This is a genomic window from uncultured Parasphingorhabdus sp. (assembly GCF_963975735.1).
In the GTDB taxonomy this organism is placed as follows: Bacteria; Pseudomonadota; Alphaproteobacteria; order Sphingomonadales; family Sphingomonadaceae; genus Parasphingorhabdus.
In genome coordinates, this window is sequence record NZ_CAXBIA010000004.1 from 20,111 (window position 1) to 45,347 (window position 25,237).

The 25,237-nt window shown below is 57.2% G+C and carries 22 protein-coding genes; 6 read left to right on the top strand and 16 right to left on the bottom strand.

Annotated elements, in window-relative coordinates:
* Positions 1-102 precede the first annotated feature (102 nt).
* Both AACZ86_RS07260 and AACZ86_RS07265 read left to right on the top strand, forming a co-directional pair.
* On the top strand, positions 103-1,323 hold the full coding sequence (locus tag AACZ86_RS07260) for a cation:dicarboxylase symporter family transporter (RefSeq protein ID WP_339690853.1): 1,221 nt from the start codon (positions 103-105) through the stop codon (positions 1,321-1,323).
* The gene (locus tag AACZ86_RS07265) at positions 1,320-2,312 is read left to right on the top strand and encodes an aldo/keto reductase (protein WP_339690855.1); all 993 of its coding nucleotides are present in this window, start codon (positions 1,320-1,322) and stop codon (positions 2,310-2,312) included. The genes AACZ86_RS07260 and AACZ86_RS07265 overlap by 4 nt, the downstream gene beginning before the upstream one ends.
* 3 nt (positions 2,313-2,315) lie before the next feature.
* On the opposite strand, the gene AACZ86_RS07270 is transcribed toward AACZ86_RS07265, so the two are convergent.
* Genes AACZ86_RS07270 through AACZ86_RS07280 form a run of 3 tightly spaced genes read right to left on the bottom strand, consistent with a single transcriptional unit; the run spans position 2,316 to position 6,614 of the window.
* Positions 2,316-3,611, bottom strand: a complete 1,296-nt coding sequence (locus tag AACZ86_RS07270; protein WP_339690858.1) for an amidohydrolase family protein — start codon at positions 3,609-3,611, stop codon at positions 2,316-2,318.
* The gene (locus tag AACZ86_RS07275) at positions 3,608-5,008 is read right to left on the bottom strand and encodes an amidohydrolase (protein WP_339690860.1); all 1,401 of its coding nucleotides are present in this window, start codon (positions 5,006-5,008) and stop codon (positions 3,608-3,610) included. Before AACZ86_RS07275 ends, AACZ86_RS07270 begins: the two co-directional genes overlap by 4 nt.
* Positions 5,009-5,024: 16 nt before the next feature.
* The gene (locus AACZ86_RS07280) at positions 5,025-6,614 is read right to left on the bottom strand and encodes a peptide MFS transporter (RefSeq protein ID WP_339690862.1); all 1,590 of its coding nucleotides are present in this window, start codon (positions 6,612-6,614) and stop codon (positions 5,025-5,027) included.
* 159 nt (positions 6,615-6,773) lie between these two features.
* Here AACZ86_RS07280 and AACZ86_RS07285 point away from each other — a divergent pair, with 159 nt between their 5' ends.
* Together AACZ86_RS07285 and AACZ86_RS07290 are read left to right on the top strand one after the other, a co-directional pair.
* The gene (locus tag AACZ86_RS07285; RefSeq protein WP_339691158.1) at positions 6,774-7,388 is read left to right on the top strand and encodes a nitroreductase; all 615 of its coding nucleotides are present in this window, start codon (positions 6,774-6,776) and stop codon (positions 7,386-7,388) included.
* Positions 7,389-7,458: 70 nt separating this feature from the next.
* Positions 7,459-7,803: a GntR family transcriptional regulator gene (locus tag AACZ86_RS07290; RefSeq protein WP_339690863.1), complete on the top strand. Its 345-nt coding sequence runs from the start codon at positions 7,459-7,461 to the stop codon at positions 7,801-7,803.
* A 7-nt stretch (positions 7,804-7,810) separates the two neighbouring features.
* Here AACZ86_RS07290 and AACZ86_RS07295 read toward each other — a convergent pair whose 3' ends face one another.
* The 5 genes from AACZ86_RS07295 to AACZ86_RS07315 all read right to left on the bottom strand — a co-directional run bounded on the left by AACZ86_RS07295 (position 7,811) and on the right by AACZ86_RS07315 (position 16,240).
* A complete protein-coding gene (locus AACZ86_RS07295) occupies positions 7,811-9,811 on the bottom strand; it encodes a tetratricopeptide repeat protein (protein WP_339690864.1) in 2,001 nt (666 codons plus the stop codon).
* 6 nt (positions 9,812-9,817) lie between these two features.
* Positions 9,818-11,200, bottom strand: a complete 1,383-nt coding sequence (gene prsR / locus AACZ86_RS07300; protein ID WP_339691160.1) for a PEP-CTERM-box response regulator transcription factor — start codon at positions 11,198-11,200, stop codon at positions 9,818-9,820.
* Entirely contained in the window at positions 11,200-13,296 is a 2,097-nt protein-coding gene (gene prsK, locus AACZ86_RS07305) for an XrtA/PEP-CTERM system histidine kinase PrsK (RefSeq protein ID WP_339690866.1), read from the bottom strand. Before prsK ends, prsR begins: the two co-directional genes overlap by 1 nt.
* Before the next feature lies 1 nt (position 13,297).
* Positions 13,298-14,686 carry a TIGR03013 family XrtA/PEP-CTERM system glycosyltransferase gene (locus AACZ86_RS07310; RefSeq protein ID WP_339690868.1) on the bottom strand — a complete coding sequence of 463 codons (1,389 nt, stop codon included), beginning with the start codon at positions 14,684-14,686 and terminating at the stop codon, positions 13,298-13,300.
* Between the two features lie 162 nt (positions 14,687-14,848).
* Positions 14,849-16,240: a short-chain fatty acyl-CoA regulator family protein gene (locus AACZ86_RS07315; protein ID WP_339690870.1), complete on the bottom strand. Its 1,392-nt coding sequence runs from the start codon at positions 16,238-16,240 to the stop codon at positions 14,849-14,851.
* A 194-nt stretch (positions 16,241-16,434) separates the two neighbouring features.
* On the opposite strand from AACZ86_RS07315, the gene AACZ86_RS07320 reads away from it, so the two are divergent.
* The gene (locus AACZ86_RS07320) at positions 16,435-16,845 is read left to right on the top strand and encodes a hypothetical protein (protein WP_339690871.1); all 411 of its coding nucleotides are present in this window, start codon (positions 16,435-16,437) and stop codon (positions 16,843-16,845) included.
* Here the strand turns inward: AACZ86_RS07320 and AACZ86_RS07325 are convergent.
* The 7 genes from AACZ86_RS07325 to AACZ86_RS07355 all read right to left on the bottom strand — a co-directional run bounded on the left by AACZ86_RS07325 (position 16,842) and on the right by AACZ86_RS07355 (position 22,641).
* A complete protein-coding gene (locus AACZ86_RS07325) occupies positions 16,842-17,435 on the bottom strand; it encodes a DUF3501 family protein (protein ID WP_339690874.1) in 594 nt (197 codons plus the stop codon). The two genes, AACZ86_RS07320 and AACZ86_RS07325, sit on opposite strands and share 4 nt — an antisense overlap.
* A 56-nt stretch (positions 17,436-17,491) precedes the next feature.
* Positions 17,492-18,823: a heterodisulfide reductase-related iron-sulfur binding cluster gene (locus tag AACZ86_RS07330; protein ID WP_339690876.1), complete on the bottom strand. Its 1,332-nt coding sequence runs from the start codon at positions 18,821-18,823 to the stop codon at positions 17,492-17,494.
* 108 nt (positions 18,824-18,931) lie between these two features.
* Complete coding sequence (locus AACZ86_RS07335) at positions 18,932-19,351, bottom strand: rubrerythrin family protein (protein ID WP_176278614.1); 420 nt, start codon at positions 19,349-19,351, stop codon at positions 18,932-18,934.
* A 162-nt stretch (positions 19,352-19,513) separates the two neighbouring features.
* The gene (locus AACZ86_RS07340; protein WP_339690882.1) at positions 19,514-19,855 is read right to left on the bottom strand and encodes a hypothetical protein; all 342 of its coding nucleotides are present in this window, start codon (positions 19,853-19,855) and stop codon (positions 19,514-19,516) included.
* 24 nt (positions 19,856-19,879) lie between these two features.
* Positions 19,880-21,190: an amidohydrolase gene (locus AACZ86_RS07345; RefSeq protein ID WP_339690883.1), complete on the bottom strand. Its 1,311-nt coding sequence runs from the start codon at positions 21,188-21,190 to the stop codon at positions 19,880-19,882.
* Between the two features lie 81 nt (positions 21,191-21,271).
* Positions 21,272-21,859, bottom strand: coding sequence for a DUF4893 domain-containing protein (locus AACZ86_RS07350; RefSeq protein WP_339690885.1), 588 nt, complete (start codon positions 21,857-21,859; stop codon positions 21,272-21,274).
* Positions 21,856-22,641, bottom strand: coding sequence for a 3-hydroxybutyrate dehydrogenase (locus AACZ86_RS07355; RefSeq protein ID WP_339690888.1), 786 nt, complete (start codon positions 22,639-22,641; stop codon positions 21,856-21,858). The genes AACZ86_RS07350 and AACZ86_RS07355 overlap by 4 nt, the downstream gene beginning before the upstream one ends.
* Before the next feature lie 125 nt (positions 22,642-22,766).
* On the opposite strand from AACZ86_RS07355, the gene AACZ86_RS07360 reads away from it, so the two are divergent.
* Entirely contained in the window at positions 22,767-23,672 is a 906-nt protein-coding gene (locus AACZ86_RS07360) for a neutral zinc metallopeptidase (protein ID WP_339690890.1), read from the top strand.
* Positions 23,673-23,715: 43 nt separating this feature from the next.
* Here AACZ86_RS07360 and creD read toward each other — a convergent pair whose 3' ends face one another.
* Positions 23,716-25,131, bottom strand: a complete 1,416-nt coding sequence (gene creD, locus AACZ86_RS07365; RefSeq protein ID WP_339690892.1) for a cell envelope integrity protein CreD — start codon at positions 25,129-25,131, stop codon at positions 23,716-23,718.
* Between the last annotated feature and the right edge of the window lie 106 nt (positions 25,132-25,237).

The following is a 25,237-nucleotide window of genomic DNA, read 5'->3' on the forward strand; positions in this document are numbered from 1 at the left end:
GAAGGAATGAATTCAATCCCAAAATTTACACTTAATCATCCCTTGCCAGATGGAGGCCGCCATGGTTGATGGTCCATTCGAACAGACCAAAGGGCCAGGATATTGAAAAAAGCACTGATCATATTGCTTGCTCTGGTTCTCGGCATATTGGTCGGACTATTTGTCGGCACCAGAAACGCCTTGCTCGTCGAAGCGGCTGACGTGATCGGCAACATGTGGCTCAACGCCTTGCGCATGACCGTCATTCCGCTTGTATTCACCCTGCTCATCGTCGGCATCGGCAAGGCAGCGTCCATGGCCCGAGCCGGACGGATGACCGCTCGCGCCATATTTTTCATGATTTTCATTCTCTGGTGCTCCTCGGCCATGGCCGCCTTGGTGACGCCCGCCTTGCTCGAACTCTTCCCGCTTGACGGGAACGCTGCAGCAGCATTGCGATCTGCACTGGGAAGCGCAGCGCCACCGGGCGAGGTGCCTCCGTTCAGCGAATTCCTCCGCGCGCTCATTCCAACCAATGCCATCGCCTCTGCCGCAGAAGACGCTGTGCTGCCGTTGATGGTTTTTGCCCTGGCATTTGCCTTTGCGATCACCCGCCTGCCCGAGGGGCAAAGAGTGATGCTCGACCAGTTTTTCAATGCTGTTGCCGACGCGCTGCTGATCCTGATCCAGTGGGTCCTGGCGCTGGCACCGCTGGGCGTTTTCGCTTTGGCGCTCGGCGTCGGCGCCAATGCAGGACTGGCGGCCTTTGGCGCCTTGCTCCACTATGTCCTGATCGTCAGCAGCATCGGCGCGGTGATCTGGCTGTTCAGCTATGTGCTTACCTATATCGGCGGCAAACGCGGCCCGATTGCATTTTTCAAGGCATCGGCAAGGGCTCAGGCGGTAGCGATTTCCACGCAAAGCTCGCTCGCTTCCCTGCCAGCGATGGTCAACGGCGTCAAAGCCATGGGCGTCGGCGAACGCTCGGCCGATGTTGTACTGCCGATCGCGGTCGCCCTGTTCCGCGCGACCGGCCCCTGCATGAACCTCGCAGTTGCCATTTACGTGGCCCATCTGATGGGAATTGAACTGTCGGTCGGCGCATTGGCGATCGGAGTGGTCGTGGCAGCAATTACCACCATGGGAGCGGTCAGCCTGCCCGGCTCGATCAGCTTCATCACGTCCATCGCGCCAATTTGCATCGCGATGGGCGTCCCGATCGAACCGCTGGTACTGCTTTTGGCAATAGAGACCTTTCCTGATATCATGCGGACGGTTGCCAACGTCAGCACGAATATGGCCGTGACGGCGACAATCGCCAGAAGCGAAGGAGATATGACATGAAATATCGCAAACTCGGACCCGAACTGGAAGTCTCCGCGCTGGGTCTCGGCTGTATGCCAATGGCCGGAATCGGCACAGCCATGTACGGCATGGCCAGCAGGGCCGAAAGCCTCGCGACGATTGACCGGGCGATCGAACTTGGTGTTACCTTCTTCGATACTGCCGAAGTCTACGGCCCGCATGTCAATGAAGAATTGCTGGGCCAGGCGATCCGCGGACGCCGCGAGCGACTGGTCATCGCGACCAAATTCGGTTTTGCATTCAAGGATGGACAAGTGACCGGCGTCGATTCCAGCCCGGCCAATGTGCGCCGGGCCTGCGAGGGATCCTTGCTCCGGCTGGGCGTCGATACCATCGATCTGTTCTACCAGCACCGCGTCGATCCTAATGTCCCGATCGAGGATACGGTCGGCGCGATGGCGGAGCTGGTGACAGAAGGCAAGGTCCGCTATCTCGGCCTGTCGGAAGCCGGAGCAGAAACCCTTAAAAAGGCGCACGCAACCCATCCGATTGCCGCCTTGCAGTCCGAATATTCCCTGTGGGAGCGCGGTATCGAGGAAGACATCCTGCCGGTCTGTCAAGACCTCGGCATCGGTTTTGTCCCTTACAGTCCTTTGGGCCGGGGGTTCCTGACGGGCCAGATCAGCAGCCGCGACGATCTGCCGGAAGATGATTATCGCCGCAATGACCCGCGCTATTCGGAAGAGAATTTCTCTCTGAACATGAAACTGGTCGACGTGGTGAAGGCGGTAGCCGAACGGCATCACTGCTCGCCGGCACAAATTGCCCTCGCCTGGCTCATGGCACAGGGCAACTTTATCGTGCCTATTCCCGGATCGAAAAGGCGGGCCACTCTGGAAGACAGCATGGCGGCCGTCGACATTGAACTGACCGAAGCAGATCTCGACGAGCTGGAAACCGCAGCGCCCGTCGGCGGCACCGCAGGCCTCCGCTATGGCGACCGGATGATGTCGATGGTGCGCCTCTAGCGGCTAGCGATCATAAGCCTTTGGCAACGCGCCCGGGGCCGGATTGCTGTACCGGTCGCGCAGCCGCATCTGGCGATTGCTCAGCGACTGGTCGACGCCGTCGATAATCACGGTCTCGACCTGGGTCGAAAGCTCCAGAGGATCACCGCTCCAGATCACAACATCTGCCTGACGACCGGCTTTTAGCGAGCCGAGTTGTCCGCTCATGCCCATGATGTCGGCGGGTACGGAACTGATCGCGGCAAACGCCTCGTCCCAGCTCAGACCGGTAGCACGCGGCACTTTATTCAGCGCGACGAGATTGCCGGCATATTGCACCGAATAGCGCAGCTGATGGGCATCATTGTCATTGATCATGCCGATTGCCACCTTGACGCCGGCATCCTTCATCCGGCCAATATTTGACTGGGTCGCCGACAGGTCTTCAAAACCATAAGGAAGATCGCTGAGCGCCGAGGCCAGCACAGGCACGCCCGCTGCCGCAATATGACCGGCAACGCGCCAGCCTTCGTTGGCACCGACCAGGACCAGTTTCAGCGCCGGGAAATCCTTGCGCAGGTCAAGAACCTTCAAAATGTCATTGGCGCTTTCGACGTGGACGAGCAGCTTCGTGCTGCCGTTGATCACCGGCAATAATGCCTTTGCATCGGACGCCTTGAGCAGGTCGCTATCAAAGGCAGCGGGGTTGCGCGCATAGGTGCGCGCTTCATTGAGCAGCGCCCGAAAATGGATGTGGGAAGCAGAACGGCTGCCCCCTGCCCGACTGTGTCCGGTTTCGCCCAGTTCGACAAACTGGAACGCGCGCGCCTTGGTGATCGGATTTTCATCCTGCCCGAGATCGACAACCGCGCCATAGCCACCAAAAATTGAACTGGAGGTACTCGGCGAGACAACCGCCCGCGTGACCCCTGCCGCGCGGTTCACCGCTACCGGAGATGCAAAGGGATTGATCGCATATTGAACATCGAGGGCCGCCGAGAAAGGCGAGCCGCTGGCGTTCATGTCATTGGTCTGGGTAACCGCGCCGACCTCGACAAGACCGATCCGGCTGAACCCGGCAAAAATACCCGGGGTGACCCATTTACCGGTCGCGTCAATCCGCCGCGCATCGGCGGGGATGGTGACATTGGCACCGGCAGCGACAACGCGGTCGTTGCGGATCAGCACCGTACCGCCTTCGATAGGCGCGCTACCGTCGCCGATCACGACCTTGCCGCCGGTGATGGCCGTGGTCTGCGCCGCAAGAGGAGCGGTGATCAGAGCTGCAGCGGAGGCGAGCAATATTGCAAAACGCTTCATTTCACGTCTCCTTCACCCGGCTGGCCGAGCTCGAAATCACTGACCGGACGGCGGCTGGCATCTCCACTGTCGAACAATAGCGCACCGTCGATCCAGACTTTCTCCGGTCGCGAATAAACGCTGAGCGGGTTGCCGTTCCACAAGACCATATCGGCCATCTTGCCCGGTTTCAGACTGCCGGTCATTTTATCAATGCCCATCGCTCTGGCAGGATTCAGCGTGATCCATTGTATTGCTTGCGCGTCGCTGATTTCGATCCCCATCGCGCGGCCATCGGCAAGCGCCTTGCTCGCTTCCTGATTGAGTCGCTGGATCTGGTTTTCGTCATCGCTATGGATGATCACACAGGCACCGGCCTTTTGCAGCAGCGCCGCATTTTCCGGAATGGCGTCATAAGCTTCCATTTTGAAGCCCCACCAGTCGGCCCAGACGGCGGAGCAAATGCCTTCTTCCGCCAATATATCGGCAATTTTATAGGCTTCGACGGCATGATGAAACGCGGTCACCTTATAGCCGAACTCCTTCGACATATCGATGATCTGGGCAAGCTCGTCGGCGCGGTAGCAATGATTGTGGACCAGTATTTCTCCGTCGAGCACACCGGCCAATGTTTCCTTGCCCAGATCGCGCTTAGGCGGCTTGGCATCATTCATCTTGCTGCGATATTCCTGCGCGTCGATCCATGTCTGCCGGTTGAGCGCCAGACTGCCCATCCGCGTCGATGGCATGCGGTTGCGGCTGCCGTAAACCCGCTTCGGATTTTCGCCGCAGGCCATTTTCATACCATAAGGCGCGCCGGGGAATTTCATCGCCTGCACGGTTCGCGCCGGCACGTTCTTCAGCGTAACCGAACGACCACCAAAAAGATTGGCCGAGCCGGGAAGAATTTGCAGAGAGGTGATCCCGCCATTGGCCATCGCCCGCGAAAATCCGGGGTCGTGCGGCCAGACGCTATGTTCCGCCCAGACTTCGGGGGTCACCGGAGAGGTCGCTTCATTGCCGTCGCTATGCGCCGACACGCTGGGCGTCGGATAGTCGCCGAGATGACTGTGCACATCGATGATGCCCGGCGTCACATATTTGCCGGAGCCGTCGACTATCGTTGCGTCGGCGGGGATCGCGGTATCAGCGCCACCGACAGAGGTTATTTTTCCGCCCGCGATAAACACGGTACCATTGTCGATCCGACCACCTTCACCGTCGAAGATAGTCACGCCGGTGATGGCGGTGGGAGTGGACGGATAGGCTTTGTAGGTCGACGGGAAAGCCGTTTTTACCGGTTTGCCCGACTTTACGGGAGCGACCGTGCTGGCCGAATTGGTATCCGCTGCGGTGGCCGCACAACCGGCCAACAGCGATCCGCCAGCAAATAGCGCCAGCAAAGCCCGAAATTTCATAGAAAACCCCTTTGTCTTATGATTTTATCGTCGGGTGGGTACCGCCGGCTCCGGGCTCGCCAAATTCCGACTGGCCTTCCAGATCATCACCGACATTGTCGTCCGCAAGTGTATCCAGATGCATCAGCTTCTTGATCAGCGGCGAAATCAAAATCACCGCAACACCAACACCGACCGCTACCCAACCAACGGTTGAATAGACTTCCAGTACGCGATCGGGACCGGCACCTTCCGCGCCGACAGCCGAAGCAATCAATCCCGCAGCGAAGTTACCGGTGGCAGAAGCAAAGAACCAGGTACCCATGATCAGGCTCGCCATATGCGAAGGCGCCAGGCGGTTCATTGCGCTCAGACCTACCGGAGACAGGCAGAGTTCACCGGTCGTATGCAGCAGATAGATCAGGAAAATGAACAGGACCGGAGTAAGATTACCGGTTCCGGCGGCCAATGCACCGGCAACCAGCACCAGAAAGCCTGCGCCCAGCTGGATCAGTCCGAGACCGAATTTCGCCGGCGCGGAAGGCTCAAGCCCCCTGCGGCCGAGCATGGTCCAGAGCAATGCAAAGACCGGCGCCAGCAACACAATGTAGATCGCATTGATCGACTGGAATACCGATGCCGGGACTTCGATTCCCAATATGGTCCGGTCAACACTGCGGTCGGTAAACAGGTTCAGCGACGAACCAGCCTGCTCGAACAGGGCCCAGAACAGGATCGAACCGAAAATCAGGAACATCGCCGCAAAGATACGGTCGCGATCCTCCGAAGCCAGTTTCGCGACAGCGGTATAAAGGACGTAAATCACCAATATTGCACCGGCGATGCCCAGCAATGATCCGACCAGAGCCTGATACTGGATCAATATCCAGACAAGACCGACAGTCGCGAAGCTGAGGAGATAGAGCAGCCATTCAAACTTGATGCCGCCGACCTTGCTTTCGAGAAGCTTGGGATCATTGGCTTCACCACGGCCGACCAGCAGCGGTTTGCCCCAGATGAATACGACAAGACCGAGCAACATGCCCAGTCCGGCGGCACCGAAGCCGTAAGACCAACCATAGGTCTGACCCAGCCAGCCAGCGATAATCGCACCCAGCGCGGCGCCAAGATTGATGCCCATGTAGAAAATCGTATAGGCCGGATCGCGGCGGATGTCCGTACGGGTATAAAGTTGCCCGACGATGACCGAGATATTGGCTTTCAAAAAGCCCGAACCGACGATGATGAAGGCAAGTGCCAGCCAGAAGATATTGATCGCAGGGTCAGCCTGACCAAGGCCGTCTCCTTCGAAAGCCATCAGAAAATGGCCGAAAGTCAACAGCAAGGCCCCGAAGGCAACCGCTTTGCGCTGCCCGAGATAACGATCAGCCAGATAGCCGCCAACGACCGGTGTGATATAGACCAGAGCGGTATAGGCACCGTAGATTACGCCCGCTTCGCTATCCGAATACATCCAGTGTTGAACGAGATAGAATATCAACAGGGCGCGCATGCCGTAATAGGAAAAACGTTCCCACATTTCGGCAAAGAACAAAACAAACAGTCCCTTGGGATGGCCGAGGAATGTGCCTCGTGCATCGCCTGATTCCAGATACTCACCCGCCATTTATGAACTCCCCGATATACTGTGTGGACTATATGATGCAGTCCGGTTGCCCCGCACCCTAATGAAAAAAATGCGCAAGTGAAGCAGATTGTTACAAGCGAGACCGGTTTATCGCATATTCGCCTTGCAATCGGCCCCGTCTCTTCCGAAGTGACGGATATGACCGAAAAGCAATTTAACGACCTCAGCAGTCTCGCCAGCTACCTCCCATCCCGCCGATCCGGGCGACCGCGCGATATGATTGCACCCGGTCCGAGCGAGGCCCAGATCGAAGAGATTGTCACCATTGCTCTGCGGACGCCGGATCACGGCAAGCTGGCGCCCTGGCGCGTGATTGCGGTTGGCGATGATCAGCGCAGCCTTCTCGCCAATGGCATCCACAATGCCTATCTGAAAGAACGGCCGGAAGCCGGACGGATGGAACTCGAATCGCTGGAGTCGATGGCCTGCCTGGCGCCGACCCTGCTGGTCGTGATGTACTCCCCTGTCACATCGACCAAGATTCCCCTCTGGGAACAGGAACTGAGCTGCGGCGCATTTGTGATGAACATTCTCCACGCCACCCACGCCATGGGATTTGTCGGTGGCTGGATTACCGGCTGGCCGGCATTCAACGAGGATGTCCGCGATCTGTTCGGTTCTGATCCGGAAAGAATCGCCGGCTTCCTCTATCTCGGTACATCCAACGCCGAACTGGCCGAACGACCGCGACCGGAACTCAAGGATATATTCTCATATTGGAACCCCGCAACTGCGGGCGAAGCCGATACATGATTTTACCAAATACCCGAAAAAGCTGAACTTCTGCCTTGCCTGCATGGCTGTATTATGGCAGTGAGGCAGTATGAACAATTCAAGCAAGCCCGTCTATCTGAAACTACGCGACATAATCTCCGAATCCATATTGGATGGCGAATATCGCGAAGGTGACATGCTGCCATCGGTTCGCGTTTTTGCAGCCGATCAAGGTGCCAACCCACTGACGGTTGCAAAAGCCTATCAGGGCTTCCAGGAGGACGGACTCGTCACAGTGAAGCGCGGAGTCGGCATGTTCGTCGCGGCGGGCGCAAAAGATCGCCTGCGCCGGGCGCAACGGGAAGATTTCATCAAGAATGTCTGGCCCCCCGTCGAGCGCCAGATGAAGCGGCTCGATTTGTCGATTGATGATCTGGTAAAAAGCGAAGCCTGAACGGCGTTCAACTTTCAGCGCTACTCCGGCTCTGCCCGGCGATGGAACGGGCGTGCCGCAAACTTTCCCGATAGACCCTATTCTCAGGCATGATAGCGACCGCTTTTTCGAGCAGCGCTATCGCATCCTGCTTGCGCTTGCCATCCGCAGTCAGAGCGAGACCATAGAGATGCGACACTACCGGGCTTGACGGTTGCACGCGATAGGCAATCCGCCCGGCGGCAATCGCCTTGTCGGTCTGCCCCAGCCCGGTATAGGCCTGCGTCAGTCCGGCCATGATCAACGCATCATTGTCGCCAATCCGCAGCCGCAGATTTTCCAGAAGATGGGCCGCCACGGACCAGCTTTTCGTTTCGAGATGGGCATAAGCCATCCAGCGCAATCCAGCGATATTGCTGGGATTATAATTGAGATATTGCGCCAGAACCTCGCCCGATTTCTGCATATTACCCTGTGACCGTAGCACCTCGACCAGACGCAACATCACCGGTTCGGAAAAGCGGATGCTGCGCGCCTTGTCCAGCGCGTTAAGCGCTTCGTCAAAATTACCCATTGCGGCGGCGACATCGGCAACCAGTATATGCGCTGCACTTGCGCCCGGGTTACCCTCTTGCAGCCGCTTGGCCTCGGCAAAGGCCGTGACATAATCGCCGGCATTATAGAGCGCGCGAATATAGGGAACCACTGCCCGTGCATCATTCGGATTTCGCTGCGCTTCGGCAGACAATATGCCGAGCGGCACGTCCTCGACAATCGCGCCTTCCCTGCCGGTGTCATGGATAGCAGCGCGGTTCATGACGCCTGCGGCCTGACCGCGTTCATCAAATGATTCAAGCGCGCGCCCTGCCAGCCACAAGGCGTAGGGATCGGCACCGGTCCTGTTGACCTGGGACTTGAGAACATCGACGGCATCGACCGCGCTTCCGGCCAGATAAAGCGAGCGCGCCAGCAGATTTTGCACCTGCCGGTTATCAGGCTGGATCGACGCGAGCCGGGCAAATTTGTCGACGGCGGCGTTATAATTGCCTTCGCCATGTTCGATAATGCCCTGCACCAGCATGACCGCCGGAACATTGTCGACTGTGCCTTCGGTCTTGTGCATCAATCGTCTTGCAAGACCATAGTTACCCGCCCGCGCTGCCAGAACCGACTGCATGAAAAAGGCCCTCGGGTTGCGGCCATCCAGAGCAATGATTTTGCGCGCGACCGTGAGCATCTCGGTCATCCGTCCCATATCGCCCAGGGTCGCTGCATATTCGGTCAACAGCGGCACATCATTGGGGTCAATCTCCAGCGCCCGCTCGAACCACGGCAGCGCCGTACCCAGACCGAACTGGAACCGCAACAACTCGCCACGATATTGCAGCGCGCGAATATTGTCCGGATCCAGCTTCACTGCTTCGTCGACCGCGTTTGTCGCACCGGCTTGATCTCCGGAATCCGCACGGAAACGCGCGATATCGACCCATAGATCCGGATTCCGCCGGTCCAGTTCCATCGCCCGGTTGAAAGACCGGCTGGCAAGCGGATCATCCCCCAGTTGCAGAGCCACCTTACCCAATATGCGCGCTGCATAGCCTTGATGTTCGGCGGGGATATCATCCGCCTGCAACTGATCCAGCGCCTTTTGCGCCTTCCCCTGCAACAACAAGGCATGGCCATAGAGATGCCGTACAGCAGCCGGGTCGAGACCAAGTTCCAGCGCATGGTCCAGTTCCGCTTCTGCGGCAATTCCGTCATAAAGCCCGAGCAGTACCTCGGCCTGCGCCACGCGCGCATCGATCCATTCGGGATCGGCCTTGATCGCATTCATTAGTTCGATCCGGGCGGATCTTACATCACGAAGAGCACGAAATTTCTCGGCATTGGCAAAGGCCTCGCGGGCATCGGCATTGCCTTGGCTGGCAGCGTATATAGCCGTCGGAACGCCAACCACGCCCAGCGCCAGCGCCGCCGCCAGAACCAGCGGATTGCTGCGAACGCGCAATGTCCGGGAAAAATGCCTCATCACCATTCAGCTGGCTTGCTGCAGCTGATATTGTTTGAGCAGATCATATAAAGTCGGTCGGCTGATACCGAGCAATTTTGCCGCATTGGAAATATTGCCGCTGGTCTGGGAAATAGCCCGCAGGATAGCCGAACGGTCGGCGGCCTCGCGCGCCGCCTTGAGGTTGAGCAGATCACCAGCGGCATCTTCATCCACGTCCAGATCGAGATCCTTGGCGGCGATCATCTTGCCATCGGCCATGATCACCGCACGCTTGATCCGGTTCTCCAGTTCGCGGACATTGCCGGGCCAGTGCCAGGCTTCGAGCGCAGCAAGCGCGTCGGGAGCCAGACCTTTTACCGCCGGATTGATTTCGGCAGCGAATTTCTTCTGGAAATGCCGGGCAAGCAGACTCGCATCGCCAGACCTGCCGGATAGCGGCGGGATCTTGATCACGATTTCGGCAAGCCGGTAGTAGAGATCTTCGCGAAACGCATTTTCCTTGATCATCTTTTCGAGATTCTGATGGGTCGCGCAGACGATCCGCGTATCGACAGGGATCGCGTTGCGTCCACCGATCCGTTCGATCACGCGCTCTTGCAGGAACCGCAGCAATTTTACCTGCAACGGTAGCGGAATGTCACCGACTTCGTCCAGGAAAAGCGTCCCGCCGTCGGCCTGTTCAATCTTGCCTTCGGTGGTCTTTATCGCTCCGGTAAAAGCCCCTTTTTCATGTCCGAACAATTCGGACTCCAGCAGGTTTTCCGGGATGGCAGCGCAATTGATCGCGACAAAAGCCTTGCCGCTCCGGTCGCTTGATTCATGCAGGCCTTTGGCGAGCAATTCCTTGCCCGTACCGCTGGCGCCCAGCAACATCACCGACGCATTGGTGTTGGCCACCCGCTCGATCATTTGCGCGACTTTCAGCATTTCCGGAGCACCGGTTATGATCTGGCCCAGAATATGTCCTTCGCCATTCCCCCTCGCCGCGAGAATGGCGTTTTCCTGTTCCAGTTTACGGACATGGAAGGCACGGCGGACAATGAGACCCAGCTCGTCAATATCGACCGGCTTTTGATAAAAATCCCAGGCCCCGCCAGAGATCGCACGCAAGGCGCTGGCTTTTTCACCATGACCGGAGGCGACGATTACTTTTGTATCCGGCTTCAGACTCAATATGGCTTCCATCGTCGCAAAGCCTTCGGTGGTGCCATCGGGGTCCGGTGGCAGGCCGAGATCGAGCGTCACCACATCCGGTTCTTCCGAACGCAGCATCTCTATCGCGGTTTCCCGGTCGCCAGCGACGATAACATCAAATTCGTCATAGGCCCATTTGAGCTGCTTTTGCAGGCCCGGGTCATCTTCAACGATCAGCAGTTTTTCTCTTTTCGGTTGATTCTTGTCCGGCATCATGCGGCCCTTTCATCTGTGGGTTTTTCATCGGACAAACGCTTGGCAAGCGGCAGGATCAGTGTGAACCGGCTACCGGCCCCCTCCTTGCTTTCGACTTCCAGACGCCCCTTCATCGCCCGGGCGAGTTCCCGGGCTTCATAGGCACCAATTCCAAAGCCGCCCTTTTTGCTCGAGGCAAAAGGTTTGAAAAGCTGGCTGCGAATAAACTCTGTCGACATGCCGCGCCCCTCGTCCCGTACTTCTATAGCGACGCTCAGATCCCGGCGGCGCGCGTTGATGAAGATCGGCTCGTCTTCCGCGCTGGCATCGATAGCATTTTGTATCAGATGGCCGAGAATCTGGTCCACCCGGACCGGATCCGCCATCACCGTCAGATCGTCGATCTGGGTCGTTTCCATATTGTGCAATATCCGTTTCTTCTCGATGATCGACTGGACCAGTTCCCGTACTTTCACCGGCTTCGGGGGTTCCTGCTTGGCGTTATTATGCTGCGACAAACGTTCCAGCAGACCGTTCAGTTTATCGGCTGAATCCTGCAATGTTTCGATCATATCGACCCTGAATTCAGGATTGTCGGCATGGCGCTTGGCATTTCGGGCGAGCAAGCTCAACTGGCTGACAAGATTCTTGATGTCATGCATGACGAACGCCATCCGGCGGTTGAATTCGTCAAATCGTTGCGCTTCGGAGAGCGATTCCTGACTGCGGGCTTCGGCCAGATAACTGGCGACCTGCCGACCTACTACACGCAACATATCCAGATCTTCCCAGTCCAGTGTCCGGTTGATCCGTGGCCGCGCCAGCAGCATCAGACCGGTGAGGCGGTCGAAATGAACCAGCGGAACCGCAGCCCACGCCCGGTCATCGCTGGTCATCCAGTTCGGAATGGCTGCCGGATCGCATTTGTCGTCCTGATCGGCACGCAGCGCGTCAAATTCGACGATATGGCTGGAGTCCTCGAAAAAAGAGATCGTTCTGGCGGTGCAGGCACGCGCCGGCACATCGATCGACGACCAGTTCCAACGGGCTTGCAGCACCAATTGGCCAGAATCGTCGGGTATCAGCAAAATGCCGCCCGGTGAATCGGTGATATCCGCGATCGCCTTGATCACCCGTTCATGGAAAGGCGCGCTATCGGCACCGGGGCGACCGATTGTGTCGGTAAAGCGGATCCACTCCGCACGATAATCATAGCGGTGCTGGAAAAAATTCTTGGCCAATTTCACCTTCAGCCATGCCCGAAACCGTCCCGAAGGGAGCAGAAGCAGGGCGCCGATGGATGTTCCGAACAGAAAGCTGATCTGGGCCAGACGGGCATAGTCGCCGCCAATGATCTGCAATGCTGTAGCAATGACGACCATCATCAGGAGGTAACTGCCAATCGCCACGAGCGATAACGATCGGAAGGCAACGCTTCGCGACAACCTCAAATTCCATTCTGTGTTGCGAACCGAGGCCAAGGCAAGAATGGGCGCAACAACCGCCATCATCGCGCCACGCATCGCGTGCAATTCCAGCGGCAATTGCTGTGTCAGATAGGTGATCGTGAACAGGTTGAGATCAAAGGTCCAGATCGCAGCCAGCGACGCCATGGGCAGCCGGATACCCCATCGGGTTTCCGGCGCGGAAATCGAATATAGATTGTGGACCAGCACGAGCGCGCCCACGGCAAAGATCATCCGCAAAACCAGCGAAGTATATAAAGTGACGCCTTCCAGACGCGGGCTTCCCGCAAAAGCAGGTATCAGCGCATCTACTATTATCTGGCCGAGCAATACAAACGCCAGCGCGACATAGATGCTGTTGACCGTTTTCGGTTCATCGCGCCCTTCTCCGGACCGCAGCAGAATGAACATGAAGGCCAGCCAGCCAAAGTTGCGCAAGGACTCGGCAAAGCGGGCAATCGGCGACAGGAAACCTTCGACTGCAATCGACAATGCCCAAAAGCTGGTCAGCGAGATCGCTATCACCAGCCAGATATGTTGTTCGCTACGCTCGACCTTCCGCTGAAATTGCCAGATGGCGAGCGCGCCGAACAATATCGCAGCGATACCATGCCCAAATGTGCTGATATGAGTCAGAAGCGAGACCATCCTAGCGCACGCCCTCGGGCCAGAGAACCACGCGAATGGTCTGGAGGATGATCAACAAATCGAGAAAGGGTGTGTAATTTTTGGCATAATAGAGATCATATTCCAGCTTGTGCCGTGCATCTTCGGTAGATGCACCATAAGGATAATTGATCTGTGCCCACCCGGTGATACCCGGCTTGACGATATGCCGCTCGGTATAAAAAGGCATTTTGGTTTGCAGATCTTCGACAAATTGCGGCCGTTCGGGACGCGGCCCGACAAAACTCATCTCGCCTTTCAACACGCTCCACGCCTGCGGCAGCTCGTCAATCCGCACCTTGCGGATAAAACTTCCGACGCGCGTTATCCGTGGATCATTCTCCGATGCCCAGATCGCCTTGCCGCCGGCCTCGGCGTCCGCACGCATCGAGCGGAGCTTGAGGATACTGAACTTCTGCCCATAAAGTCCGACCCGTTCCTGTTTGAAAAAAGCGCCTCCGCGGCTTTCGAGTTTGATCAACAAGGCAAAAAGCAAAATCACCGGTCCGGTCAGAACCAGCAACAGGAAGCTCAACAGAACATCAAATCCGCGCTTGAATACAGTGGACAGTCGGCGACCCGAGGAAAATCCATCGGAGAAGATAAACCAGCTGGGGTTCACGCTATCCAGATCGACGCGCCCGGTTTCGCGTTCAACAAAACTGGACATATCGTTGACATGGACGCCGGTCGTCTTGATCGTCAACAGATCGGCAACCGGCAGAGAATTGCGTCGTTCCTCCAGCGCCAGCACCACCTCGCTAACCTCGAGATCAATCACATGCTGCGGCAGGTTCGCGATATCCTGACGCCGGACCGCGCCTTCGATATTGCTTGGACCTTCATTCATGTCGACATAGCCGGCAATGATGAAACCGCTTTCCTGTCGCTTTTCCAGAAGGGAAATACGACCGGCGCGCGGGCCGGCACCGAGAATGAGCAGACGGCGCTTGAAGCTGTCGCTGTCGAACAGGACCCGAAGCAATATCCGGATCACCATCAAAAATGCGATCGCCAATACCATCGCGTAGAGCGAGTTGGAGCGCCAGAGCGTGATGCCGGGCATTGCAAATGACAGCAACGATAGGAAAATTACGCCGAGCGAAATCGCAACCATGATGCGGGCGGCGGCAAAACGGAGCGATTGCAGGGCCTCTGGTCCATAGACTCCCACGGCAATCAGCGCCAGCTGCAGCGCCAGGGCAAAGCTGAAAATCGGCCCCGGACGTTCAGCCATGGAACCGACCGCCATGTCGATCTGAAGCGCACGGAATATCCAGCCCGCTTCTGCCGCCATCAGCAACAGCAGGAAATCGATCAAACCCAGAAAAAGTATCGGATAAGGGATGTAATGCTTGAACAATCGGATCATATTGCGCGTGAACTTTCCTTGGCTCGAATTACCAATAAGGAAAATAAGTTATCTGTCGGTAAATTTTACAGGCATAATCGCAGGAAATCGCGTGGTTTCGTTAAAATTGTTCAATATGTCGACAGTTTCTCATCCTGCCACCGCCGGTTTCAGCCTTCCAGCCTAATCGTGGACGAAGTCAAACGGCGTCAATCCGCGTTCCCGGTCGTCAAATTTGAGCGGGCGGCTGCGCGGGGGTGCCGAGCGCTGCGAACATTGCGGACGGGTACAGGCCGGACAGCCGAGCCCGATCGGCACCGCCTGTTCGGCGCTGAGGTCTTTGCCACGGGCGTAATGCAGCGCCGAAGCGACATCCGCGGAAACGCCCAGCCCGATGCCGAAAGCCGGTGTATATCCACCGGCGCCAGAACCAATGCCCTGCACCGCACGCGACAGGGTGAACCAAGTCGAACCGTCTTCCAGGGCGACCAATTGCGACAGGATTTCTGCGGGTTGTTCAAAAACACGATGAATATCCCAGAGCGGGCAGCGATAGGCGCTTTCCACCAGCGGCGCATTGCTCGCCCCGGCATAGCGTTTCGATATCATCCCTGATCGATCGATGCGAACCATGAAAAACGGCAGGCCGCGTGATCCGACCCGCTGTAACGTAGTCAGACGATGGGCAACCTGTTCGAAACCCGCACCGAAACGGCGCTGGAGCACCTGGATGCGATATCCTGTTTGCTCGCAGGCTCTCAGGAAGCGCTCATATGGCATCATCAGGGCAGCGGCAAAATAACCCGACAGATGGCGGCGGAACAATTTCTCTGCGGAACGATCGGTAAAATTGCCGCCCGCAACCAGCGCATCGATCTCGCCCTTGGCTTCTATCTGGCCCAGCAGCAACGCGGCCTGAAAGGTGCGCGACGCCGGGTCGAGCATTTCCGACAATTGCAATTGTCGCGCATGCAGATCGAGACGGCGCAGCTTGTCGGCCAGCACCGTCTCCGGCAATATCCGGATCATCAACTGATGCTTGACCCGCAGCCGCTCGGTTATCGCGCCATAAAGATCACCCGCACCGAGGCGCAGCTCATCGGCGAGTTTCTCCGCCATCGAATCGAGATCGGCAAAATAATTGCGCCAGCGTTCGATCTCGCGGCGAACCGACTGAATCGGATCGGGCGCGATATTTTCGCCCGTCTCTCCAGCGGCCTTGCGGTTGTCAAACAGTCGTACGAAAGCTTCGGCGCTATTGGGCGACGCGATCAACCATTCCTCCAGTTCCGTCCGGTCGATCGTCAGGTCCTCGAACAGCGGATCGGCCAGTCTCTGGCGGATAGCGTCAATCCCGCCGCCAGGCTCCGCGGCGATCAATTGCCGTGGATCAAAGTCGAACCTGTCCGCCAGAAGCAGCATCAAACGGGCGCTAAGCGGGCGTTGGTTGCGCTCGATGAGATTGAGATAACTGGGGGAAATATCGAGCGCCTGGGCCAGCGCGACCTGCGTCATCGCGGCGCTGCGCCGCAGTCGCTTGATCGCCGCACCGGCAAAAAGTTTGGGGTTTGTCATCACCCTGTTATGTAAATTTATTTACAATATTTCAAGTGATTTTGCATTGTCTTTACAAAGCATGGCTTAATGGACTTTGCCTCGGGACTGCAGTTCGGGAAGCATCCAATCTCTTTGCAGCAACACAGGGTAAATATTTCTTAACCGCAACGGTCTATTTCAGGTCCGATAGTCAAAGAAAATGGTACCCCGGCATGCTTAAAGAATCGCTCATCTTCGTCCTCTCCACCGGAGTGCTGATCTATCTCATCGCTCCGTCGGCAGAGCCCGAGAAACCGCAGCCCGTGGTCGAAGAGGCTAAACCTGTAGCCCCGCCACCTGCCCCGGTCCAGTCTCCGGACGATGCCTGGGACTATGATGACGAGGAAGAAGACGAGTCCTTCACATTTGGCGAACCACTTACGCATCTGGACGATGGCATCAGCGACGAATCAGATGAAGAAGACGGCGGCTCCGGACGTCCGGCATCATGGGGGGAATCGCCATCAGGAAACAGGTCGTTCGCAAGCAACGGCAATATGGCTCCGGTAAATAGTCCCAAACCGGGGGAAAAAGGCAGTCGGGAAAATCCGATCGAGGCCAAGCCCGTCAACAACGACCACTAGTCGAGGTCGCGAGCCATATCCCGGCGGCATTCGTCGCTGATAATCGCGGCATGGCCATAATTGGGATGGTCGATCTGGACCATCACCTGCCCTTCCATGCCTTTCCACTTGTCTGCCTGCTCGGCGGTTAGCGAGAAATGGACAAACTGGACAGCACTGGCCTTGCCATCCGAACGGGTGCGGTCGATGTCCTGCTCCGGTTCGGCGGTGATCTTCTCGTCGCCGATAACGAGGTGGATATGCTGATCGACGCCGCCCAGCGTCTTCAGAAAAGCCGTACGCCGCTCTTCCTCGTCGATTTCGAACATCAATGTGCCGGTAAATTCCGATCCGTTCGGAACCATCGGATTATAGGCAGCCAGCTCGTCGACCAGCTGTTCCGCGCCACCTTTTTCAATCCGCAGCATTTCCTGGATCTGCAACCACATGCTTTCCCAGCTTTCAAACTGGATCGTCGCATAGGGACCGATGGCGATCCGCCGGAATTTCTTGCGCAGGATCGACTCCTGACGCTTGTCCTTGCGGATCAACTCGTAATCTTCGAGCGAGATTATGTCTTCATTGGTAATTTCATGGGTATCGCGGGGCATATCATATCCTCAAAAATCTCGACCGTTTATACGGCACATGTCGGCAAAGCCAGTCGTCAGAACCCGTAGGCCTTGGCCAGCAATTCTATCGGGTGACCGATCCGTTCCGGCACATTTGCCTGGCCACCGCTGGCCATGATCTGTTTCAGATGCGGCCCAGCCAGCGGACATTCGCTGACCATATAGTCAGGATCGCCTTTCGCGACCGAGCGGGCAGCCGGACGGCCAACCTTGACGGCCTTGTCGAAATTTTCCTTGAAAATTCCCCACTTCCCGCCGTGGCCGGAGCAGCGCTCGGTGATTGATGGTTTGGCTTCCGGAATCAGTTTGAGCATCTGCATCGCTTTTGGTCCCATATTCTGGGCACGGCTGTGGCAGGCAAAATGGATGCCGATTTTTGCGTCCATCGGTGCAATCGGGACGAGGCCCTTGTCTGCGGCAATCTCTACGACATATTCGCTGAGATCGCGCGTCGCCAAGGCCAGTTTTTTTACCGCTGCATTGTCCGGCAATATCAGCGGCCATTCAAATTTCATCATCAGCGCGCAACTGGGCGTCAGGGCAACGACGTCGTAACCTTCATCGATGATCGGCTCGAAAAAAGCTGCGACTTCTTCAGCCGATGCCGCCACCGCAGGCAAGTCACCATTTTCCAGCTTCGGCATGCCGCAACAGGCAGGATATTCGACCCGTGTCTGGACGCCATTATGCGAGAGCACGTCGAGCGCGGCCTTGCCGGCGGTCTGGTCGTTGAAATTTCCGTAACAGGTCGCGTAAATGGCAGCCTTTCGACCAAAAGCCGGGGCATCGGGATTGGCGACAGGGCCATGGCCGACATGTTGGTAGGTCAGCGGCACGTCCTCAAATTCAGGCAGATGTGCGCGCTTGTCGATACCGGCAACCCGCTCGAGAACACCACGGGTCAGGCCGTTCTGCTGATCGGAAGCCCAATTGGCAACGCCGGAAAATGCTCCGGCCAGCTTGGCGTTGCGATCGATTTCGGCCAGTTGCCTGTCGACCAGACCGGTCTTGCCCTTGCGATTTTCGACCGCCCGGTGTCGCAGCATCAAATGGGGGAAGTCGAGATCAAATTCATGCGGCGGGACATAGGGGCATTTGACCATGAAGCACATGTCACAAAGCGTACAGGCATCGACGACATTCTTGATGTCGCCACTACTCAGATCTTCGACTTCTTCGTTCGGGCTCTCGTCAATCAGGTCGAATAGCTGGGGGAAGCTGTCGCACAGATTGAAACAACGCCGACAACCATGGCAAATATCGAAGACACGGCGCAATTCCTGATCCAGCGCCTCCTCGTCATAGTAGGATTCCTCCTGCCACGCTATCGGATGCCGCGTCGGCGCACCCAAGCTGCCTTCAGTCATGATATGCTTCCTGTCGCCCTAAGGGCGGAGATCGGTAAAGAAAATGATCATGCCGCCACCCTTTGGGAGGGGGATATTGGCGACGGCATGATCCTCTGAATGGACGGTTTAAGCGTCCATCGTATCCAGTGTTTTCTGGAATTTGCCAGCATGGCTCTTTTCCGCTTTTGCAAGCGTTTCGAACCAGTCGGCAATTTCGTCAAAACCTTCTTCGCGGGCCGACTTCGCCATGCCCGGATACATATCGGTATATTCGTGGGTTTCGCCCGCAATCGCCGATTTCAGATTGTCGGACGTGCCGCCGATCGCCAGACCGGTTGCCGGATCGCCAACTTCTTCCAGAAATTCGAGATGACCATGGGCGTGGCCGGTTTCGCCTTCTGCGGTTGACCGGAATACGGCTGCAACATCGTTATAGCCTTCAATATCGGCCTTCTGGGCGAAATAGAGATAACGACGGTTGGCCTGGCTTTCTCCAGCAAAGGCATCTTTCAAATTCTGTTCGGTTTTGCTTCCAGCAAGTCCCATGGTCTTCTCCTATTGGCGTGATTGAACTAAGCACCGATTCCGAGAATCGGACTGGCGGATTAGTAGGCGCGCGCGCGACCGCACTCCATCGAATTTTTTGATCTTTGTTGATCGGAAATATCGATCAGTTTGTTGCAACTTATTCGCAATAGCGATTATTTGTCACGGACAACGTTTCAGCTGATAGACATCGGGCGCGATGGTGAAATCAAAGCGATCCTGATCGACCAATGTGACCGGACCGTCCATCCGGAACCGCCCGCCCGGCTCGCCGCTTTCCTCGTCAATAGCCAGATCGTCGAGATTCAAAACCAGCTCGCCTTCCCGCCATGTCCAGATACCGACGAGATCCTCGGAAACGAAATTTCCGCCGGAAATCAACGTCCAGTTGGTCGGCGCGGAACAGTCTTCATCGATGAAGGCCCAGCGCCCTTCGAAATAGCCTGAGTCTATATCGCTCGCGTCCCGCGCGGCGAGCGGCGCAACCGGAAGTGCCAGCGACACAAGCAGGATGCACCGCCAAACCATCTATTTCTTCATGATCTGCAAGGTCGCGGCGGTCATCGCTTCGGCACCGGTTGCGATCACCTTTTCGGCATCGGGCGCCCAGAAGGAACTGTGCAGCGACGGCAGTTTTGTACCTTCGGCCAGCGAAGCCTGATATTCCGCCATTGGCACTCCACCGACCCAGAAGATCATGCTTTTGATATTTTTATCGGCGCGGCCATAGCGGCTAAAATCCTCACCGCCCATGACCGGTTTGGATTGCACAACCCGGTCCTTGCCGAAGCGGGTTTCAAAAATACTGGCCATTTCAACAGAAAATTCGGGGCTGTTATAGGTGGCTGGCGTGAATTCTGCCTCGCGCAACGTCACAACCGGCATCCGGTCCTCCGGCATGCCGGCGGCAATCGCCTCGCCACGCGCGATTCTCTTGATCCCGTCGAGCAACTGGGCCCGCGTGTCATCGCCATAGCTGCGCACGGTGAGCAGCAATAGCGCATCGTCCGAAATGACATTATGTTTGGAACCAGCCTGAAAACTGCCGACGGTTACAACCGCTGGATCCTGCGGATCCAGCTCGCGGCTGACAAGGGTTTGCAGCGAGCCGACGATGCGGCTGGCCAGAACGACCGGATCCTTGGTCGTATGCGGATAGGCACCATGGCCGCCAATGCCCTTCACCTGAATATCGACACTGTCGACATTAGCCAGGGCAAAGCCCGGCGCATAGCCGATATATCCCGCCGGCACGCCAGCCGCGTCATGAAAGGCCAGCGCATAATCGGGCTTGGGGAAGCGGGTATAAAGGCCGTCTTCCAGCATTGCGAGAGCGCCCTCGCCTGTTTCCTCCGCCGGCTGCAGGATCATCACCAGCGTCCCGGACCATTCCGCCTTGCGCGCTACCAGTTGCCGCGCCGTCGCCACCCAGCCCGTCATATGCGTATCATGGCCGCAGGCGTGCATGACGAACGTGTCATTGCCCTGACGCGTTTTTGCCTGCACCCGTGAAGCAAAAGCCAGTCCGGTTTTCTCCTCGAGCGGCAAGCCGTCCATGTCGGCACGAAGCAGCACGGTTGGCCCCTCGCCATTTTCCATGACCGCAACCACGCCGGTGCCGCCGACTTTTTCGGTTACCTTGAACCCGAGCCGCTTTGCCTCGGCAGCCAGCTTCGCCGCCGTGCGGACTTCCTCGCCGCTGAGTTCGGGATTGCTGTGCAGGTCGCGGTAAATGTCCATCAGCGATGGCAGATCGGCGGCAATGGAATCCTTCAACCCGTCAGCCTGAGCCGCAGAGAATGCCAGTACCGAAGCCGCCGCCAACAAACCCAATTTCATGAAATTCCGCATCATCATCCCCTGTTACTTTTTATTTCTCTCTGACTAATCCGATCAAAGCCGCTTGTCAGGCCCAAAATTTCATTCCACCGGTGTCAGTTCCATCACGTCGACCTTGCTTTCATATTCAGGAAACGGGAACACCATCCGCCACCGTTTTGCTCCTATGCGCTGGACAACCGCAGCCTGATCGCGTTTTGCCGTTTTCCCGTAGGCAACCAGAGCATCTTCATAATGATAGATAAGCGTCCCGAGATAGGCAGACTGCTTATTATCCACTTTATCGATCCAGCCGATCGTGCGCTGAGAGCCAGTCAATTTGGTGAAATGCTTGCGGCCATTCTGATCGACCACACGGCATTTGAACGGACTATAAGCAATATAGGGAAGCCCTCCGTCCGGATCGCCGTCAAGCTTGGTAATCGAACAATTATAGAGACCTTGCGGAATATTGCTGTTGCTCAACGCCGCGCTGGTTTCGAACAACGGCGAACGGGCAGCCAGTAGCGCGCCTTCGCCCGCTCCGATAACGCCAGCGCGGCCGATTTCCAGCGCCTCTTCCCATCGATCCAGTCGTGCCGCATCCGCAGCCGTTGCCTGCTCAGGCCATTGCGTTTCTGCCTGTGGTCCGGCTGCTGCGGCTACCTGCAATAGAAGCCCTGCAATCATTGCGCCGTCCAGCCACCGTCGATCGAGATATTCGCGCCGGTAATTGAGCGGGCATCATCCTTGCACAGGAAAATCGCCAGAGCGGCGATCTGGTCGATCTGGACAAATTCCTTGGTCGGTTGCGGTGCGAGCAGGACGTCGTTGATCACCTGATCGCGCGTCATCCCACGCACTTCCATGGTGTTCGGGATCTGGCCCTCGACCAAAGGCGTCCAGGTATAGCCCGGCGAAATCGTGTTGACCGTAATGCCATGGGTCGCCACCTCGAGCGCAACCGTCTTGCCGAACCCGTCGAGCCCGTGCTTCGCAGCATTATAGGCGGACTTATAGGGGCTTGCGACCTTGCTGTGCATCGATCCGGTGCTGATGATCCGGCCCCATCCCTTTTCCTTCATCCCCGGCACAACCGCCTTGGTGGCATGAAAAGCACTATTCATGATGATATCCATTATCGCATTCCATTTGTCTTCTGGAAATTCGTCTACCGGCGCGACAAACTGGATACCCGCGTTGTTGATCAATATGTCGACCGTGCCCAGCTGCTCCACGCAATCGGCGCACATTTTCCGGATTTCTTCCGGCTTGGTCATGTCGGCATTGCTATACGCGGCCTTCGCCCCGCTCAGCGCTTCGAGTTCCTGGCGCAGCGATTCGATCTCGCCCGCATCGCCAAAACCGTTGATCATCACCGCCGCGCCTTCTGCTGCCAGCGCTTTCGCATAGCCGCCGCCGATGCCCGATGTTGAACCCGTAATCAGCGCGACCTTACCCTTTAAAAACATGCATAGTCTCCTTTCCGGCGACCTTAAAACTGTCGGACCGGACTGCAATGCTTTTGTAAAAGAAATCAGGGCTACTTGCGCTTTTTCTTGAATCAGGCGAATTGGAAAGCGACGAGGAGATAAACATGCGTTTGGACGATCTGGACCCCAGCAAAAATGTACGTGATCAGGGCCGTGGCGGCGGCGGGAGCTTTGGCGGCGGTGGTGGCGGCCTCGGCATTTTGCTCGGTTTTCTCCCGATGCTGCTGGGCCGCAAAATGGGCTGCGGCACGATCTTGCTGATCGGCGGCGCGGCACTCGCCTTCCTGTATTTCAGCAGCGGTAGCCTGCAACTCGCTGACGGAGCGGGCGGAGGCGGATTCCAGTCGGAAAGCTCCGGTGCCAATGTCGCCTGCGATACAGCGGAAGAAAGATTCTCATGTCAGGTGCTCGCCTCGACCGAGCAGACCTGGTCCAAATTATTTCAGGCGAACGGCGAAACCTATCGTCCGACCACCCTCACCTTTTACGACCAGTCCGGGCAATCGGGCTGCGGCGCAGCGCAGGCGGCGATGGGACCATTTTATTGCCCGGCGGATCAGGGCGTCTATCTCGACACCAGCTTCTTCCGGGAAATGGCGACCCGGATGGGAGCGAAGGGCGATTTTGCGCAAGCCTATGTAATCGCGCACGAGGTCGGCCATCATATCCAGAATCTGACCGGCGTAGCCACCCAGGTGCGCAAGGCACAGGGCCGGGCAAGCAAGGCCGAGGGCAATGCGCTACAGGTGCGGATGGAATTGCAGGCGGACTGCTACGCTGGCGTATGGGCCGCGCAAAATGCCGACCGTATGGAGCCCGGTGATGTCGAGGAGGGTTTGAACGCCGCCCATGCCATCGGCGATGATACGTTGATGCGCGGAGCCGGCCAGCAGCCGATAGAAAGTATGTTCACCCACGGATCATCCGAGCAGCGCATGGCGTGGCTGCGCAAGGGCATGCAGACCGGCAATCCGTCTTCGTGCGATACATTCGCAGCCGGTGCGGTCTAGAAAAAACGGGCTCCGGCGACCCAGCGCCGGAGCCCGCATATAATTATGCCTTTGGCCGGCTGATAGTCGCTGACCAGTCAAGCCGCCGGGTAACGAACATCACCCCGGCCAGGGCTGCGAAAATCAGCAGCGATCCGATGAGCAGCGAATAAGCTTCGAGGCTGAGCAATATATAGATTGCGCCATAGAGACCGGCGAGCAGTCCGCCGATGATCGAGGCCCGTCGCCAACTCGACAATACCGAAGCCGAATAGGCAGTGATCAGCCCGATCGTGGCGACCGATGCCGCGATATAGGCCAATGCGAAACCGATGATCTCGGCAAAAGCCAGCAGCAGCACGAAGAACAATACCAGCGCAACGCCGACCAATATATATTGCACCGAGGATATCCGCACCCCGCCGATCAGATCGAACAGCAGGAACGCGACAAAGGTGAAACCGATGATCAGAAAGCCATATTTGGCCGCCCGGTCGACCTGACCATAGAGATCAACCGGCTGGATCAAGTCGACGGTTGCGCTGGCGGCAACAGCATTGCCATATTCGGCTCCGCTATAGGCCATGTCTTTCGCGCGCATCGGTTGAACCTGCTGGCCCGGATCATTGGCGATCAGCGATGTGCCGAGCGCCAGATTGGTGATCACATATTTCGCCTCGAAGCCGTCGGCATTGATTGTTCTGCTTTCGGGAAGAAAACTCCCTGCAAAGCTGGGGTGCGGCCACGTCGACTGGACAGTCCACTCTGTCTGCCCGGCATTGGGCGCAATGGTCAGACTCTGGTTTCCTTTGAACCGGACATCGAATTTGGCCTCGATCGCGCCGCTTTCCAGCGCGCTGCTATCGAGAAAGGCGAAAAACCCGCTGTTCCCGGTAGCACCCAGTCCCTTCCCGGGTTGCAGTTCCAGCACCTGCCCATTGACGCTGACCTTATTGTCTCCCGCCAAGCCGCGGGCGTCGGACAAGCCGAACCGCAGTTCCGCGCGGCTGAAATCAATCTGGTCGCGGGTCACGCCATAGCGATCGAGATCGTCGGGCAGTCTGAAGATCGCAGAACCGGTAATCGCCGTGTCATAGACAATGACCTCGTAAATCGCCCGTTTCTTGGTTTCGGTGTTCAGCTTGCTGTCCAGCTTCACCATTTCCGGCGCGACGAATAATTCGCGGGTCACGATATTGGTCCGGGTGACCGTCTTGCCGTTCTGCTCAACAGATTCGGTGACCTTCGCCTGATAGGGCAGCACGATCTGGGGGCCGGCAAACACCTGCTGGCCGCCCCAACCGGAGACGATCGATTGCTGGGCTGTTTCGCTCTGACTCTGCCGGTCATAATTGAGCAGCCAGACGGTAAACAACGGGATAGTAATGAGAAACCCCATGAGTAATACCATCAGGAATTTTCGGCCCGGCGATCGTTCGGGCTTCCCCGGATCATCCCGATTTGCTTGTATCTCCGTCATAAAATCTCCCTCTTCCGTCCCAACAAAGTTAGTTTGCGCGACGCCTCCGTTCGTCTAGACCCTATGTATCATCTTTATATCCACTGCGATGAGCAGAGGCACACGC